Genomic DNA, 18,048 nt, shown 5'->3' on the forward strand with positions numbered 1-18,048 from the left:
TTCGGTTAATTGGAGGAAACACAACGGAATCCAGTGTGCTCCAGGCCTGTATCGGGAGAAGACTTCATTTTTGCACTTACCCTGTACCCTTCACAATAGGATACATTGCAAAGAAAAGAGCCCCCTTTAACGATTTTCTTGGGAACAGTAGGTTCCTGGGGATCATAACTATCTTTTGGTCCCTGTGGATTTACAGATACTTCTTCCTGCAATCTCGAATAATAATCTTCCCGGTACCAATCGTTGGTCCACTCCCAAACATTTCCTGCCATATCATACAGTCCATATGGGTTGGGGTCGAAAGACTTCACAGGTGCCAGGCCCTGGAAACCATCCTCTCCTCTATCGGTAACGGGAAACTCTCCCTGCCAGATATTGGCCATAAAACCGCTTTTTTCAACCGGATCATTCCCCCAGGGAAAGGATTTTTCATCCAGGCCACCACGCGCAGCAAATTCCCATTCTGCTTCAGTTGGCAAACGTTTTCCAGCCCATTTTGCGTAGGCAACGGCATCATCCCAGGCAATATGAACCACGGGATAATCCTCCTTTCCTTCAATGCTACTGCCCGGCCCCTGCGGCTGTTTCCAGCTGGCTCCAGGAGTCCACTCCCACCATTGAGAAGCATTATTTATAGAAACAGGTCTGTCTGGAGAATTAAAAGTTAAAGATGCAGCCACTAAAACTTCATCAGGTGGTTTGGGCGTACCCGGAGGCAATTGCTTTTTAATTTCTTCCCAGTCAGGCTTTTTCTCTGCTATGGTGACGTATCCCGTTGCATCCACAAATGCGGCAAATTGCGCATTGGTAACTTCCGTTTCGTCCATCCAAAAACCATCTACCTTTACCTTATGGGCAGGCAACTCATCCTTTCTACCTCTCTCGTCTGTAGCTCCTCTGGTAAATTCTCCCCCCTCGATCCAGATCATTCCATCGTGGGTAACCGGTGCTTCCCTTTCGGGAATATCATTTGTTGCAGCACTTTTATCGGTTGAAAACCTGTCAGGTACATTGTCATGGCAGGAGGCCATTTCTGCTACAACCTCCTCATCCCCTGTCTTTTCTTTATCGGAGGAATTGGAACAGGAAAACAGAAAAGTTGCTGCGAAAGCCGCAATAGACAAAAGGCTTATTCTTTGGTGCTTCTTCATTAGTAATTATATTTTACTTTCAATTTAATCAAGTTAGACAAAATGGCCTACAGATCAGTTCAATTTTTGATCAATGCGCCATGAAATAAATGTATCACCAGGTTCCATTCAGGTAATCCAACCTGCGCTTAACCTCTGCATTGGTGTTTTTCAATTTTAATTTATCTGCTACGGCTAAACCTCTATATTTGCTATGATCATTGAAATATACCAGTGAATTCATCCCAATCAAAATGGCTACCGGATCCTCCTCTTTTTGCATCCAGTCTATTAGTGAAGGAATGGGATTCTCCTCTTCCAGAATCCCCATCAATTCAATAGCCCTTAGTTGGACCATGGCATTTTCTTCTTCTCTCCAATCCGGAAATGCGGCATAGTCTGGTTTGGCATTTTTTCCATGAGTTGCAGCTACCTGGTAGGCCCAGTATTTTTCCAATGCGGAACCCTCTCGAAGGGTTTTAAGCAAATCCCCCCTTACCTGATTCCAGGCTTGCAAAGCCCAATCATTGATCTCAATTATCCTATTCAAGTCCTGATGGAAACCTTTGCCGTAAGAAACTGGATTGTGAAGGGCTTCATTTACCAAGACGTTTTCAGGCAAAAATCCCAAATCATTGTGATCCAACAACCAGTTGTTTAACTTTTCCCTCAATTCTACAAGTACCTTTTTCCTTTGCGGATCAGCAGCCAGATTGTTGGTTTCAAAAGGATCATTTTCCAGATCATATAATCGCTCCGCAGGCTTTGGTTCAAAAAAAGCACTTTGAACAGCATCTAATTCTCCTGTCTCAAACAATTGCTTCCATTCAGCAAATGCCAGCATTTTATAGCGGTAGTTATTTTGCAACCCATCCGGGTAAAAAGGCTGGTAACTGCGGATATATTTCCATTTACCTTTGCGAACCGTTCGAACCATTTCGTATTTCTCATCAAAGCGATCGGCATGTCCATAGGCCTCATCCCTGGATTCCAATCGATTTCGCCTTAATCCATTTCCTAAAAAGGGTTGACCATCCATGGCCTCAGGAATTTCTAATCCTGCCAGGTGGAGGACAGTAGGAGCAAAATCAATAAAACTCACAAAGGCTTCAGGCCGCTGTCCTTTATTGTAGGGCACCAGGTGCTTCCAGTTTTCCGGAACCCTGACCACTAAGGGCACGTTCAAGCCTGTTTCAAACAAATACCCCTTACTGCCCGGCAACACACCTCCATGATCACCAAAATAAAAAACAAAGGTATCTTCCAGCAAACCTTCCTGCTCCAGTTCTTTGATTTTCCGGCCCACCCAATCATCTATTTCCCGGATTTTATCTCTGTGATAAGCCGTAGTAAACCGAAATAATGGGGTATCAGGAAATTGTGGCATCAACTTCACCTGACCGGGAGGATCCTTTGGCTGGTAAGTCCTCATTAGTTCTTCCGGAAAATGAAGGCGGCTTTCATGGGATTCCGTAAAAGTCTCTTGATGGAAAAATGGCTGTTCGGGTACAGGCCGGTCTTTCCAGGAGGCTGTATTGGAAGAAGCATCCCATACCCCAGCACCTTCTTCAGCATTGTAATCTTTCTTGGCATTGTTGGTGGTATAATAGCCTGCCTTGCGAAGATAGGCTGGAAACATTTCCAGTTCTTCCGGCATGGGTGCGACTTTAATTTTACGGTGCAGGTGCATGCCTGTTCGGGTAGTCAGCGTCCCTGTAATCAAGGTACTCCTGGCCACGGAACAAACAGGGGAATTGGAAAAGGCATGCTGATAGGCCAGGCCATTGGCTGCCATCTCCTGAATATGAGGACTGTTCACTCCTCCGGATGCAAAAACCTTCATAAAATGCTTCGAGTTGTCCTCAGAAATCAAAAACACGATATTGGGTCCCTCCCTTTTTATTGAAGCGATTTCATCAACTTCACCAGCCACTAAACCACTGGAAATATCCGCAATGAGGGTACAAAAAATAGCAACAACCTGGCAGGTTTTATTTAATAACAGCATACTAAGAAATTCGAATTTGATGATGAAATGGAGTAAACCCGGTGAGGAAGGCGGTAGGGGCATCCATTTTCGGCAAAGCCCCCCTTATCTGCACCCAACGGTGTTCGTGAATTCCGGGACCAAAGTGAATTGTCGATTCACCTGAAGAATATTTTCCTTTACCTTCCTTTAAATAGACCACATCTTCCAACTGTTCATGTGGGACTGTACCCACAAAGGTACCCCCGGGTCTGAAAATCAATTCCACGGCCACTGGTACATGGTCGGTTCCCTGAATAGCTATATCAAGCAAAAATCCCCCATCGACTTCACTGATGGTGACTTTACTGCTCAATTGCTGAACTTCTGATTGCGGTCTTTCAGATCGGGGCATTTTGGACCAGACTCCATCTCCGGGTATTTTATCTTTTGGAAAAGGTTGGTAATAGGGTCCTTCCAAATAACTTGTCAATACATATTTGCCATTTTCTTCAGTAAATGAATCAGCAGAAAATTGACCCTTTCCAAAAAAAGCACTGGCAAACCTGATTCCCTGCAAGGCCACCTGCTTTTTGTGAAAAGTAAAAAAAACAGTGCTTCCTGCCAGAATAGAGGCATCATAGGCCCCTCTCCTGATCCTGGTAAGCTTGGAATTTTCAAAGGTCCTGGCATAATCAACCGGCAATGGATCTGTAGCCGGCAAATCCTTCCAGAGTTCCGGGTCTTCCAGAAAATAATACAGGAAACCAGTGGTTTTCTCAAATGCCGTATCCTCTATTAATCTGCATGCAGCAGCAAACTGACCATTATTGTCTTTCAGCGCCAGGTACCTGTAGGGATAATAATAATTTTCCAAAGTACCAATAATAGAGTTGTCCTGCCTGCCTGAGGCCTCCGTTACAATTTCCCCATTTGGGTGCAGGTAATAAAAATTCATTTCCAGATTCTTCCGCACATGGTCCAGAAGTTCCGGTTTATCAAAACCCCTGGCAATGCTGATCAATACCCTATTGCTGAGCGAGGAATAGATGTAACTGCTTTTCTCCTCATATTGTCCGTCAGAATCCATATCTATTCCTTCCATGAGCCATCTTTCGGCCCGTTGCAAATATCCCGGATCCTTCTTGATTTTATACAACTCCGCAAGGGCTGCACATACCACCCAGCGGTGGTTGGGGGTGTGAATCCCTCCTACCTTCAACGCCTCACCGGCCTGTATCAAAAACTGATACAGCGGTTCCAGGATTTCATTTTTTTCAGAAACGGTACTTTTATCCAGCAGCCGCCAAACGGGCGACAGCCATTTCACAATAAACCCGGTATCGGGAGTGGAATGAAAATTGGTGGAAAGTAAATCTATGGTTCCGTCTGCATGCTGCAAATTCAATAGAAAGTTCGCTGTACGACCCAACTTCTCCACCAGATCCCTATCATTATAAAATGGAGATTCAGGACTTATCAGGGAACAAATACCAGTTTTAAGGAAGCTTGTGGCCGCATGGGGGGAGGGCATTTCCTGAGCATCAAGTACAGCTCCGTAATAAGGGGAAGAAGGCTGGTTTACATACCTCTCGGCTATCCTTTTTACTGCCTTGTCATTATTGGCGATCGTTTCTTTCAGCCATTCTGGTTTTTGCGCTTCCCTGGAAAACCCGGAAAAGCCATCCAATGAGAACGGTATCAATGGGGCCAAAAGTGTGAATTGGCCATTTTTACGGATAAAAGATCTCCTATCCATTAATTTTGGTTTGGTTTTGGGTTTAAATTAAATGTTGAATATACCAATTTTTGCTTCCTGTAAAACACCGTCGGTAAAAAATCTAATTCCTGGCTACCCAAATTAAAATTCACTAAACCATCAGCAGGCCACATTCCCTCATTTCGGCATGAAATTCTGCCGTCCAGAATCGCTCAAAGATGCCTCCCGTCTCTTCAAAACTCTCCTTAAACTGAGCAAAGGTCAGCAATTTACTTTCCCGGGCCAGTTTTTCCAGGATAGCTACCAGCCAGCGACCCTGACTTTCCTCCAGGGTAAAATCTATGATGGCGGAAGGACTGTGGAAGGTCAGTTCCAGAAAGGTTTGGCGTTCCCCTTTCCTGTTTGTTTTTGTGATTTCAGGGGGATTACCCAACCATACCATTTTGGCTGCCTGTTTCCGGGAGAAGTTATCTTCTGCCTCCAGGCAGTCGGCGATGTAATGCTCTTCAATACCAGGAAAGGGAATCTCAAAATCAAACCAATCCTGCAGGGGGAAATCATAACCCACCCCATGCATGTAATTGTAAAGCGAAGTTTTTAATCCCTGACTGAAAATTTGATGATCGATACCCGATTCGTCTTCAAATGCAATATCGTTATTGGCAAAGCTTATGGCCTTCTTATCCGGTATTACCTGGAATGCTTCGGGATGTAACCCCACCGGACTATGGGCTGTCATCGCAAATTGATGCCAAAATCCGGATTGCAGTACTCCTGATTCAAAAAGCTGCCTTACCATTTCAAGGCTGTCAATGGTTTCCTGCACGGTCTGTGTGGGATACCCATACATCAGATAGGCATGAACCATGATTCCGGCTTCTGTAAAATTACGTGTCACCTGCGCCACCTGAGCTACCGTAACTCCTTTGTCAATCAGCTTTAAAAGCCTGTCGGAAGCCACTTCCAGACCGCCCGAAACAGCAATACAACCGGATGCTTTCAGTAGCAAACAAAGATCTCTGCTGAAACTTTTCTCAAAACGAATATTGGTCCACCAGGTAACTGTCAATTTTCGCTTCAGGATTTCAAGCGCAACCGCTCGCATCAGTGCAGGTGGGGCTGCCTCATCCACAAAATGAAAACCATTGTCTCCGGTTTGGTGCATGAGTTGCTCCATACGGTCCACCAGGATATTGGCTGCGATGGGTTCATAGATTTTGATGTAATCCAGGGAAATATCGCAAAAGGTGCATTTCCCCCAATAGCAGCCATGTGCCATGGTGAGCTTGTTCCACCTGCCATCAGTCCATAAGCTGTGCATGGGATTGGCTATTTCGATGACCGAAATGTATTGATCCAAAAAGAGGTCCGAATAATCGGGGGTACCCAGCTCAGACTGCCGGTAATCTTTTTCATCAGACAGGTTATTGTAAAATACCTTCCCCTGATCCAGCACAAAGGTTCTTTTCAGGCAACCGATATTTCTTGTTGATCCGGCAGGATGTAAGACATGTTCTACCAACAATTCGATGGGTTTTTCTCCATCATCCAGAGATATAAAATCTACATATTCAAAAACCCTGGGATCTGTCAGGGACCGCAGTTCGGTATTGGGAAATCCACCGCCCATGGCTATTTTAATTTCATTGAAATGGGCTTTTATATGTGCCCCACAACGAAGGGCACTGTAGAGATTACCTGGAAAAGGGACAGAAAAGCAAATCATTTTTGGCTGGAATTGGCGGATTCTCTGATCCAGTATGGCCAATGAAATCTGATCTATATAAGTAGGCTTCTGCTGTAAATTAAGGTAAAGCTCATCAAAACTGTTGGCACTTTTTCCCAGACGCTCTGCATACCGGCTAAAGCCAAAATGGGGATCAATGCATTCGATGATAAAATCAGAAAGATCTTCCAGATACAAAGTGGCCAGATGTTTGGCCCGATCCTGCATGCCCATATGACCAAAAGCTTCATCCAAATCATCCAGCTGCTCAAAACGGGATGCTCTGGGTAGAAAATTTTCCGAACAAAGTTGCCTGGCAAAGGTTGGTGCCCTGCCCTGAAGAAAACGAATCACCCCATCAATGGTGTGGAGATAATGCTCCCTCAAGGCAAAAATTCTCCCTGCATTTTCTGAATCAATTGTTTTTTCTTTCGTTGCCTGGGAAAATATTCCTTTCAGGCCATGCTTTGAAAAGATGGCAAGAATGACTTCAATCCCCAGATCCATTTGAAAAGAGGAAATGTTTCTGGTATTCAAAAATCCCTTTAGGTAAGCCGTACCCGGGTAAGGTGTGTTAAGCTGGGTAAACGGAGGCGTGATCAGCAATAAATCTTTCAAGGGAATTGGTATCTTCGTGATTAAGGTACAAAGGTAAAGAAAACCCTTCTTTTCTGTACTGGTTTAACCAGGAATATGTATTTGGTTTCGTTTTGTCATTACACTTGTCGCATTTCTGGTAACTAAGCAGGCCATGCTGTCGGCAAACCTCTCCCCATTAATGAAATAGCCTTCAATTCATTTAATTGCATAATCAGGATTACCGGATTAAAATCCCGGAACAATGGGTAAAATAACGTGACTTGGTCGGGTTCCACCGTGGTGGATGGTTTGGCTGGCAATGCGTACCTCAGCATCGCTGCCCAAAGGCTTCCCGGTATTCGGGTTCCGGTCAAATTGGGGAAAATTACTGGAAGTGATATCAATACGGATGCGGTGTCCCGGTTGAAAGACATTTGCCGTACCCATCATTTCAATGTCGAATTCGTAGACCTGATTGGGTTTCAGGAGATTTATTTTGTCCAGACCATCTTTGAAGCGGGCCCTGAGAATTCCTTCAGACACCGGATAGGCACTTCCATCCGGGTACACATCGACCAGCTTGATCATCCAATCTGTATCGGGCCCATCGGTTGCCGCATGCAGCTTCATTTTAACCGGACCTGCAACAGCAACTGGTTCTGTAAGATAGTCCGAAGTGTATACCAGGACATCGTTTCTGCGTTCAATTACCCGCTGATCTTTGGGCCCTGTAGTGGTAGGAGTTCCACAACAATTGTTACCTCCATAAGTCATTACCGGATGGTTGGGATCGTACAGGTAGGTATCCAAACCGCTTGTTTCAGGCTTTTCAAAAGTGAGCTTGCCTTCCCCTCGTAAGGTGTTTGCCGGACCGTTGCCTGTCAGATAAAGTGCTTTGTATTGCGTTCCGGGGATTGGCCAGTCCTCCTCCTCCCGCCAGGTATTTTCCCCCATATAAAAAATCTTCACTGGCTTTTCTTCATCCAGCCCATTAGCTATTCCCTTTAGGTGAAAATCATAATACCTAAGTTCCTCTTCAAACAAATCTATGAAAGCATGCTCCCCGAACTCCAAATCACCGAATTTGGTACCGGGTCCATGCCCCCAGGGCCCCACCAACAGTTTTGTGCCCTCACGGGCTGCTACCGTTCCTCCATGGTTTTTCATGCCCGTATATCCATTCAGGGTGCCCATCAGGAAAATATCAAACCAACCTCCGGTATTATAAGCAGGAACCATCACCTTATCAAAGCGTTCTTCATCGCTAATGGATTTCCAGTACTCATCGTAACTTTCATGCTCCAGCCAGTCACGGTAATGTTGCACTTTATATCCCGCACTCTCCAGGTCTCCATTTTTAAGCGGGAGGTGCATCAAAATGTTTTCATACCTTAATTCCTCCGGAGTATAACCTGCCGTATGCCAGTATTGAGGCAACATGATGCGATTTGGCATGCGGACCACACCCCAACCATAGTTAAAGCTAAGGCGAAAAGCGCCCCCCATGGTGATCCAGTTGGCATATAGGTTGGTAGAGGCAACCGAAGGGAAAATAGCATCCAGGCTGGGGGGACCCTGACTGGCCGCAGCCCATTGGTTATGCCCCAGGTAAGAACCTCCCTGCATGGCTATTTTGCCATTGGAAAAATCTTGTTCAGCAATCCATTCAATGGTATCGTGTCCGTCATTTGCTTCATCCCGAAAAGGATCCCATTTACCTTCGCTTTCATACCGTCCTCTCACATCCTGAACAATACCAATGTACCCACGCTGGGCAAATTTTATCATTCGCTCATGATGAACGTTATCCCGCTGTAATCCATAAGGTGTACGGGTAACGATCACCGGGTATTTTCCAGTCTTTGCAGGACGATAAATATCAGCATACAGTACAGTGCCATCTCGCATGGGGACAGGGACTTGCCGGACAATCCGAATCTCATTTTGAACAGGATCGGGATCATGGTCTAGCATTGGCGTTCTTCCATTCAAAGCAAACGAATAAATGAATGCCAAAAAAAGAAAGATTGCCTGTTTACGGTAACACCATATTTCAGAAAGGGGGAGATTTTTTTGGAATCGCATAATGTATCTTTTTAAATAGCTATATGAGCTTTGGATCGGGAATTTTCATTTTCTACCCTGAAAATAAATAGTAACGGGTTCATCAGGAGAACGCTTTGGCAACAGCATCCATTTGGTATTTAAGTTCGCAAACCTGAATGAATATTTTTCCGGGTAAATTATTATTGGTATAACATCATGTATAATTGGCAAAAAATGGATTTAATCAAAATTTCTATAAATCCATTTTCTGCCCATTTTTGACAACCGGGCTTCATATGATAAACCAGATACCTGTGTAAACAGAACTTTTTCTTTCTACTTTTTTCTACCAGCCTATGGCTCATTCATAAGCCCACTCCACCTGGGCCCAAATCTCCGGACCATCATTTTTTTGAACGGGACCGGGAGTGCTCCGCCCATTTTTGATCAGTCGGATCATTTCTTCTTTCATCTCCTGTACACGTCCCGGATAGGCTTCTACCAGGTTATTTTGCTCGGATGGATCTGCGGAAAGATCAAACAACTGCCAGTCCGGCAAGCCCTCCAATCCATCTCTGCTAAGAGGCTCGGTCCACCCCCCGGAGCCGGGCCAAAAGATCAGTTTCCATTGGTCCCTGCGGAGTGCAAAGCGACCTTCAATGGAGTGGTGGACAATGGAAGGTCTTTCTGCTTTTGCATTGGGCTGCGCCAGCAAGGGAAAAAAGCTAAAACTATCCTCACCGGCGTTATCGGGCAGCTGTCTATTCAGCATTTCAGCCACCGTGGCCATCAAATCAGTGGTACAGATCAGCTGACCGGAAGTTTGGCCCGGGGAAACCTTTTCCGGCCAGTGAACGATAAAGGGTACCCGGTGTCCCCCTTCGTAAATATCGGCCTTGTGCCCACGAAATCCCCCACTGGGATCATGGCCTACCTGATCCAATTCCGGGTAATCCGCTCTTGGTGAGCAGCCATTATCAGAAGTAAAAATAAACAGGGTATTGTCCAGTATCCCTTGCTCTTCCAAAGCTGCTGCAATGCGGCCCACCACATCATCTACCTGCAGCATAAAGTCCCCGTACATATTGGTATTGCTTTTGCCCATAAACTCCGTCGTGGGTAAAATGGGCGTGTGCGGCGCAGGGAGCGCAAAATAAAGAAAAAAGGGATCTGATGTAGCAGATTGCCGATGGATATAATCCACTGCTTTATCGGTCAGATGTGGCAAGACCTGCACATGGTCGAAATCCGCACCTGTTGGACCGTCTCTCCAAAAGCCTTTTTCATCCACATTGACAGTCCTCCTGTCCGGAAGGGCTGTTACCCGGTCATTTTCAATGTACACATAAGGTGGAATGTCCAGGGAGCTGCTAAACCCATAAGCATAGGAAAAACCAACCTGATTGGGGCCATTTTGAATCGGCTGGCTGTAATCCACTTCCAGGATCCGGTTCAGATTATCGATGTTTTCATATTCCTGTTTGAAAGACCAGTCCCATCCAAGATGCCATTTGCCAACAAATGCCGTATGGTATCCGGAATTTTGGAGGTATTTGCCTACCGTGAGGCGATCTGTTGAGATCAGTGGAGCAGAATATCCTCCCAACACCCCATTTTTTAAGGTAGATCTCCAATTGTAACGCCCTGTCAGGATACCATAGCGCGTTGGGGTACACACTGCTGCACTGGTGTGGGCATCCGTAAACCTCAGACCGTTTTCAGCCAGTTTGTCCAGGTTTTTTGTATGGATACGAGATTCGGGATTGTAGCAGGAAGCATCACCAATACCCATATCATCTGCCAGAATATAGACAATGTTGGGTTTAGTCTGATTTTGGGCTTTACCGGAAATGCCAGGAGCGATCAATAATATCAACAGGATCAGATGTAATTTGGGAAGCATTATCCGGATCTTATAGTTTATGAAAAGATGTGAAAATAGCAGGTTGAAAATACTTGTTTACTTTTCCCAAAGCAAGCGGTTGTTGAATAACTTTTCCAAAGTTTAAGAACTTTGGAAAAGTTAAATGGATTCCAGATCCTTATTTATCAGCCATTCTATTTTTGCTTCCATCAGATTTTCTACTTGCTCCCAATCGTCGAAAAAGTTTAGGAAATATTCCCTGTTCAGCCTTGATGGCCGGGAAGAATTTTGGTATTCACGCCAACTCGTCCATTTCCAGATGGTATGGGTTTTAACAAAGCCATGTTTTACGGGATTAAAATGGATGTAAAGAAAAGTTTCCTGCCATTGTTGTTCGGAGAGAATCGGTGTTCTTTTAAAATTTTTAATGAACAGACTACCCCTTCTTTGGTAAACTTTATTGAAGGCTTGGGTATAGGAACTAAAAAAATTAGCGAATTGCCGGGTGACTAACTTTTCCAAAGTTTCAAACTTTGGAAAAGTTGAACGTAACCTGTTCTCCGACCGAACACCAACCAAAAAATGGAAATGATTCGGCATTAAAGAATAAGCATAAGTATCTACTGCATTTTCAAGGTATTTATTATACTGTTGTAAGAAAAATCGGTAATTCTCCTCATCTCTGAAAAGGTTTTCCCCTCCGTTTGCGTGGTTAAAAATATGGTAGGTTTGACCCGGTTCCATAGCAAATTAGCTCTTCCAAAGTATTAGCTTTCCCGAAGTTTTGAAACTTTAGGAAAGCATGAACTAATGAAACTACTTCTTTTTGGTAATATTTAGAAATTTAAGCATGAATTTTTGTCTAAACCCTATTGAAAAGCCATTTTTTCGCAATTATCACTTCATCATCCTTTTATTTTGGTGCGCCGACAGGTTTTATAACTATGCCAAAGTTTTAGAACTTTGGCATAGTTCATACTTTTAGATTTATTATTTTTAGGGTATGGAAAACAAGGACCCTAACGAAAAGCAGATTGAAGAAATAGCCGATTTACTGGACTGTGGCATGCTGTGCTTCTATCATCGGCCGACAGGCACCGTCGAATCCCATCCTGACCCGGATGATCCCTTTTTCGATCCCGAACCCTGGGAAGACCTTATGGAAAAAATCGAAGCAGACTGGACCAATTATGACAGATTTGAAAAAATGGATTCCAGGGAGGCCTATCAGGTAATGGAAAATTTCGCCTTCTCTTTGGATGATGTTGTATTCAGAGAAGAAATTTTACATGAATTGTCAAAACGAAAACCTTTTCAGCACTTTAAGATGCTGATCGACGATTCGGAATACCGTCAGGATTGGTTTGATTTTAAGAAAAATGCCTATATTGAATTTGTGAAAGAACAAATAGATGGGATGTAGGGAAGATTTAAGGTATTCGTAAGGTCAAGACCTGTCAGGTTTTGGAAACCTGACAGGTCTCTAAGTTAAATTATGGTTTTATTCCAAATCCTTATTTATCAACCATTCCTTTTTTATTTCCATCAGATTTTCTACCTGCGCCAAGTCATCGAAGAAGTTTAGGAAATATTCCCTGTTCAGCTTGGATGGCTGTCCGGAATTCTGGTATTCATGCCAACTAGTCCATTTCCAGTCGGGATGATTTTTAACGAAGCCATGTATGACAGGATTTAAATGAATGTAAAGAAAAGTTTCCTGCCATTGTTGTTCGGAGAGAATGGGTGTTCTTTTGAACGCCCGTACAAATAGATTACCTTTTCTTTCAAATCTCTTATTGATTGCCTTGGTGTAGGAATTGAAAAAATCTGCAAACCCTTTTATCGCTGGATTTTTAGACGGATGCTTGATCAGACCTGTCAGGTTTTGGAAACCTGACAGGTCTTCACGGACACCAACTAGAAAATGAAAATGGTTCGGCATCAGGCAATAGGCATAGGTATCTACTACTTTTTCGAGGTATTTATTATACTGTTGTAAGAAAAATCGGTAATTCTCCTTCTCTCTGAAAAGGTTTTCCGCTCCGTTTGCGTGGTTAAAGATATGGTAGGATTGGCCCGATTCCATTGTTGTTTGCAAATTAGCTTTCCCAAAGTTTCAAAACTTTGGGAAAGCTTCAACTATTGAAACTACTTTTTTTTGTTAAAATTTAAATATTTAAGAATGAATTTTTGACCAAATCCAATTGAAAAACCATTTTTTTGGCAATTGTCACTTCAGCATCCTTTTATTTTGTTTCTTCAATATGAGTAATCTCATTTTTAAGAAATTCAACCTTTATCGGAAAAGCGGAATCCTCAAAGCGCAGGTCTTTCTACTAACTTTGCCAAAGTTCTAAACTTTGGCAAAGTTAATACCTTCCTGATAAGACCGGACAGGTTATGAACTTTTACCTGTTTTAAAAAATTCGTAAATTCCGTCCAGAACTCAAACCTATAAACCCAATCCACCATGATCCGAATAACTGTCTTTTTCTTTTTGTTCAGCCTGAACCTTACTGCCCAATCCATTGATCAGGATATTGAGCAGCACCGAAAAGGTCAACTGATCATCACAGCCGGACCCGGGGCAGAAGTTTCGGTAAAGCAGCTTTCCCATGAATTCTGGTTTGGAGCGGCCATCGCCAATGGGCTGGGATCGGGAAGCATGAATGCGGAAGACCTACGCCAATATAAATCCCGTTTCCTGGAAAACTTCAATAGCGCCGTCACTGAAAATGCCCTCAAATGGGCCAATATGGAACCAGAAAAAGGAAAGGTCAACCACCAAACGGTGGAAGGAATCCTGCAATGGACGGAAGAAAACGATATTCCCCTGCGGGGACATAATTTATTCTGGGGGATAGACAAGTTTGTACAGCCCTGGGTGAAGGAGCTAAGTGATGCGGAACTGGAAGCCACCATCCGGGACAGGGCCATTTCCATCGCCCGCCGTTACAAAGGTCGCTTTGTGGAATACGACCTGAACAATGAAATGATTCACGGCAATTATTACGAAGACCGGCTGGGGCCGGATATTACTGCAAAAATGGTGCAATGGGTATTGGAAGGAGATCCTGATGCCAAACTGTACCTCAACGATTATGATATCCTGACAGGCAACCGCCTAAGAGATTATATGGCTCAAATCAGGAAGCTGCTGGCGCAAGGCGTGCCCATTGCCGGTATTGGGGTGCAGGGCCACCTGCATGGTAGCACCTTCGACAGATTGGCCCTGAAAGTCAGCCTGGACTCACTGGCCCAATTTGGCCTGCCTATCCGGATCACGGAATTCAACATGCCAGGACAGCGGTCCAAGTTTTATAATGATTCCAAACTGAACATGAGTCCCGAAGAGGAAGCTCAAAATGCCCGGGAATTGGTGGATTACTACCGCATCTGCTTTGCCCATCCTGCAGTCGAGGGTATCCTGATGTGGGGCTTCTGGGAAGGTGCTAACTGGATCCCGGCCTCCTCCCTGTACACCAGGGACTGGCAAGCCAAACCGGCCGCCAAAGCCTATCAGGAATTAATTTTCAACACCTGGTGGACTGAAACCGAGGGTACTGCCGATGCTGCTGGCCAATATGCTATCCCTGCTTTTTACGGGGACTACCAGATAACCGTTGATGGGCAATCAAAAGTAATTTCCCACAGCAAAGCCCAGGGAGAAACAAAGGTGGAATTTCCCCTGCGCTGATGTATCACTTGTAATCAGCTTCGGTCAGGCTTTCCAATACCGATTGTTGCCAGCTTCTTAGTTGGTCCTCCATATTTCCCGCTAGTTCAGACTGGGTGTCAATCAAATTCTTTTCTTCGGCAGGATCGGAGCGGATATCAAACAATTCCCTTTTGGCATCCTCTCCCGTTCCCCCGTGAATCACCAACTTGTATTGGTTGTCCAGCAAAGCCCTTGGGCCAGAAAAATCTTCTTCCCGAATATCCGTTTGGTGGAAGTTTTTAAAATTTCTGGTTGCGATACCTCCCATTAATTTAACCAATGGGGTGGTTCCCTTTTGAAGGTCCGGATCGATATAATCTTCCAGTCCTTCACCGCCATTTCTTGGCCGTCCATTCCAGAAGGCAATAGGTGCTGTCCTTTGAGGCATCCTGTTTTCCATCATGGGCAACAAACTGATACCATCAATGGGCCGGTCAGGCAAATCTGCTCCAATAATATCCAGCAATGTTGGCATTACATCAGAGGAAACGGCATTGGCATCACTTACGATGGGTTGTTTGATTTTGGCAGGCCATTCCAAAACTGCCGGAACCCGAATACCTCCCTCATACACATCTCCTTTTTGTCCACGGAAAGGCACAGTGGCATTGGCTTCCTGAGGAGTACCATTGTCTCCAAAATACCAAAGTAGGGTATTGCTTCTTTGCCCCTTTTCTTCCAGATAATCTCTTAACTGCCCGATAGATCTGTCCATGGCTGTGATTTCCGCAAACCGCTCCTGTAAAACGTCCCGTTGCAGGCGCTCTACCCTGGACCCGGTTTCATTGGAGGTGAGGTTGACCATACGGTCTCCAAAATTTTCCGGCAGGTCCTCGTACAAAGCCAGGTCCTCAGGCGTTCCACTGTAGGGTTCATGAGGAGATCCATACCAGATCACCACAAAAAACGGTTCATTTTTCTCCATGGCCTTGTCCATGAATTTTTTGGCTTCACGAACCAGTATTTCAGAACTTTCCCCCTCAAAAATCACAGGCTCAGCTCCATTGTTGGAAAGGGGCGGATCCATTTCAAAAAAATTGTCATGGGAGATGTATTCTTCAAAACCAAGAGCTGCAGGATTGGTAGGTGACCCGGTTTTTACAGGTCCCAGGTGCCATTTTCCATAGTGTGCCGTGGTATAACCGGCATCCTTCATCAGACTGGCAATGCTGATTTCCTCCGGCCGGATGGAATATCCCGGAGTGAATGTACCATATCGGTTGGGGTGTCTGCCGGTAATGATACTTCCACGGGTAGGTGAGCAAACCGGGGAAGCGGAATAAAAGCGGTTCATTCTCAGGCCAACAGCAGCCATCTCATCCAGAACGGGTGTCTGCAGGTAAGGGTGACCATTATAGCCCGTCTCATCCCAGCCATGATCATCCCCCAAAAGCAGGACCACATTGGGCAAGGCAGGATTGGTTTGATCCTGGTTCTCCTGCTGGCAGGAAATCACCACTGGAAAGAGCAAAATAAAAAATAAATAGAGCAGGTTTTGGGTGATTTTTTTCATGTGTTTTTAATTGTTTGTAAATGGTCACGACTTGTCACGCACCGTTGGCCGGGATGCCGGTCGCTTCCCGATAGCCATCGGGATGGAAGAATCTTTGAGGGTTAAAGTAATCATTGCCCAGCCTGTTTAATAATTATTTTTATCCTGTCGATTGCATCAAATGGTTATTTAATCTGGGGTTGAAAATTAAGTTTCTTTTCTTCTCTTTCCAAATAGCTATTGATCTCCGCTTCGATCAACCGATGGGGTTCTTCCATTTTCCGCACCAAAGCGGGATGTGATTCGGCCAGATCAACCTTTTCTGCCGGATCTTCACGGAGATTAAACAACATCCATGGATCTTCAGGCTTCTCCCTTAAAATTTTATAATCTCCCCAAATAAGAGCTGCATGAGATTGGTATTTAAAAAAAAGGGAGGCATGGGGAGAATGAACCGTTTCTCCTGTTAGGACCGGAAGGGGGTTTTTGCCATCAATAAACCTATCCTGTGGCAATTCCGCTCCTGCCAGATTTGCCACAGCTACAAACAGATCCGGTGACCAAAGCCGGGTGCTTATGGTGGAATTGGCCTTGATTTTACCGGGCCACCTGGCTATGGCTGGCACATGAATGCCTCCCTCCCATAGGGTAACGCCGGCCCCATTAAAGGGGGCGTTGGACTGAATATCCAGATAGGGATAAAAAGCGCCATTGTCTGAATAGAAAAAAACAAATGTATTATTGGCAATGCCCAATTCATCCAAACTCTCCATTAACCTGCCGATGGCCCTATCAATGGCAGTAACTACAGCATTGAATCTCTTTTTGGGGTCTTTTTCATCCGGGCTCAGACCATAGGCATCAAAGGCATAATCAGGAGCCTTCCAAATATTTGGCTCACCTGGATCAATGTTCCTGTCTCCCGGATGATGGGGCGCATCAAAGGGAAGATAAACCATCCAGGGAATCTCTTTGGAAGATTTCTCCCGGATATAGCCAATGGCCGCATCGGCAAATAAATCCGTACTGTATTCCCCATGCCGGTTGATGGCCGTGGTATTGTGGTACAAATCCTTTCTGCCTGCATATACATGCGTGAAATGATCGGCATTTCCTGAAGCAATCCCCAGAAATTCATCAAAGCCCCTTTCAGTAGGCCTGGACCCAGGTGCAAAACCAATATTCCATTTTCCAAATGCTGCTGTAGCATATCCATGAGGGCTTTTTTTCACCACCTGTGGTAAAATGATTTCCGAGTGTGGGAGGCCTATCCCATAATTGCCTTCCAGACCTACCAGTTGTTCATGCAGTTTGTTGCGCTGTGGAATCCTTCCGGTTAACAAGGCTGCACGTGAGGCGGTACAAGTGGGAGAAGCCGTGTAGAAATTCTTCAAACTGGCACCCTGTTCGGCCAACTTATCGAGGTTTGGCGTAAGTATGGGAGAGGAATTGTTAAAGGATTTCAAATCACCGTATCCCAAATTATCCACAGTTATGATGAGAATATTCGGGGCTGGATCTACCACTTCACCACGAAGATTTTCAGGCATTCCACAAATGAAACCGCCTGCCAGCAGGAAAACCAATAGAATTCTATTTATCTGCAATTTCATTTTCTTTCATTTTTTTAGAGATAATAGATACAACCAATTCTGATAAAACCTTATAACCTTAGTTCGACTGAATTTCGTTAAAAAACAGTCATTCAGAGGGTTTTTAGCGGTGAAAGCCGTGGGAATCTCTGGCCAAACGAGACTGCCACACCCTTTCCCAGCTGCATACCATGACAAAGGGGTCGCAGTGACGA

Annotated in this window: 12 protein-coding genes; 2 read left to right on the forward strand and 10 right to left on the reverse strand. The window is 44.7% G+C overall.

The features are described 5' to 3' along the window. Positions 1 to 5 precede the first annotated feature (5 nt). The 7 genes from HUJ21_RS19510 to HUJ21_RS19540 form a co-directional block, all read right to left on the reverse strand. Positions 6 to 1,151, reverse strand: coding sequence for a formylglycine-generating enzyme family protein (locus HUJ21_RS19510; protein WP_291372201.1), 1,146 nt, complete (start codon positions 1,149 to 1,151; stop codon positions 6 to 8). Positions 1,152 to 1,245: 94 nt separating this feature from the next. Continuing rightward, a complete protein-coding gene (locus HUJ21_RS19515; RefSeq protein ID WP_291372202.1) occupies positions 1,246 to 3,138 on the reverse strand; it encodes a sulfatase in 1,893 nt (630 codons plus the stop codon). 1 nt (position 3,139) lies between these two features. After that, on the reverse strand, positions 3,140 to 4,855 hold the full coding sequence (locus HUJ21_RS19520) for a hypothetical protein (RefSeq protein ID WP_291372203.1): 1,716 nt from the start codon (positions 4,853 to 4,855) through the stop codon (positions 3,140 to 3,142). 112 nt (positions 4,856 to 4,967) lie between these two features. Beyond that, positions 4,968 to 7,160, reverse strand: a complete 2,193-nt coding sequence (locus tag HUJ21_RS19525; protein WP_291372204.1) for a B12-binding domain-containing radical SAM protein — start codon at positions 7,158 to 7,160, stop codon at positions 4,968 to 4,970. A gap of 207 nt (positions 7,161 to 7,367) precedes the next feature. Further along, positions 7,368 to 9,206: a CocE/NonD family hydrolase gene (locus tag HUJ21_RS19530; RefSeq protein WP_291372205.1), complete on the reverse strand. Its 1,839-nt coding sequence runs from the start codon at positions 9,204 to 9,206 to the stop codon at positions 7,368 to 7,370. A gap of 322 nt (positions 9,207 to 9,528) precedes the next feature. Beyond that, positions 9,529 to 11,070, reverse strand: coding sequence for an arylsulfatase (locus tag HUJ21_RS19535; protein WP_291372206.1), 1,542 nt, complete (start codon positions 11,068 to 11,070; stop codon positions 9,529 to 9,531). Between the two features lie 120 nt (positions 11,071 to 11,190). Continuing rightward, positions 11,191 to 11,775, reverse strand: a complete 585-nt coding sequence (locus HUJ21_RS19540) for a transposase (protein ID WP_291372207.1) — start codon at positions 11,773 to 11,775, stop codon at positions 11,191 to 11,193. Positions 11,776 to 12,034: 259 nt separating this feature from the next. Here HUJ21_RS19540 and HUJ21_RS19545 point away from each other — a divergent pair, with 259 nt between their 5' ends. After that, a complete protein-coding gene (locus tag HUJ21_RS19545; protein ID WP_291372208.1) occupies positions 12,035 to 12,454 on the forward strand; it encodes a hypothetical protein in 420 nt (139 codons plus the stop codon). A gap of 78 nt (positions 12,455 to 12,532) precedes the next feature. Here HUJ21_RS19545 and HUJ21_RS19550 read toward each other — a convergent pair whose 3' ends face one another. Continuing rightward, the gene (locus HUJ21_RS19550) at positions 12,533 to 13,117 is read right to left on the reverse strand and encodes a transposase (RefSeq protein ID WP_291372209.1); all 585 of its coding nucleotides are present in this window, start codon (positions 13,115 to 13,117) and stop codon (positions 12,533 to 12,535) included. A 384-nt stretch (positions 13,118 to 13,501) separates the two neighbouring features. Between HUJ21_RS19550 and HUJ21_RS19555 the strand changes: the two genes are divergently transcribed. Beyond that, positions 13,502 to 14,728, forward strand: coding sequence for an endo-1,4-beta-xylanase (locus tag HUJ21_RS19555; protein WP_291372210.1), 1,227 nt, complete (start codon positions 13,502 to 13,504; stop codon positions 14,726 to 14,728). A 4-nt stretch (positions 14,729 to 14,732) separates the two neighbouring features. Here HUJ21_RS19555 and HUJ21_RS19560 read toward each other — a convergent pair whose 3' ends face one another. Then, positions 14,733 to 16,262, reverse strand: coding sequence for a sulfatase-like hydrolase/transferase (locus HUJ21_RS19560; protein WP_291372211.1), 1,530 nt, complete (start codon positions 16,260 to 16,262; stop codon positions 14,733 to 14,735). 164 nt (positions 16,263 to 16,426) lie between these two features. Continuing rightward, entirely contained in the window at positions 16,427 to 17,854 is a 1,428-nt protein-coding gene (locus HUJ21_RS19565) for a sulfatase-like hydrolase/transferase (RefSeq protein WP_291372212.1), read from the reverse strand. Between the last annotated feature and the right edge of the window lie 194 nt (positions 17,855 to 18,048).

Source organism: Cyclobacterium sp. (genome assembly GCF_014762705.1).
In the GTDB taxonomy this organism is placed as follows: Bacteria; Bacteroidota; Bacteroidia; order Cytophagales; family Cyclobacteriaceae; genus Cyclobacterium.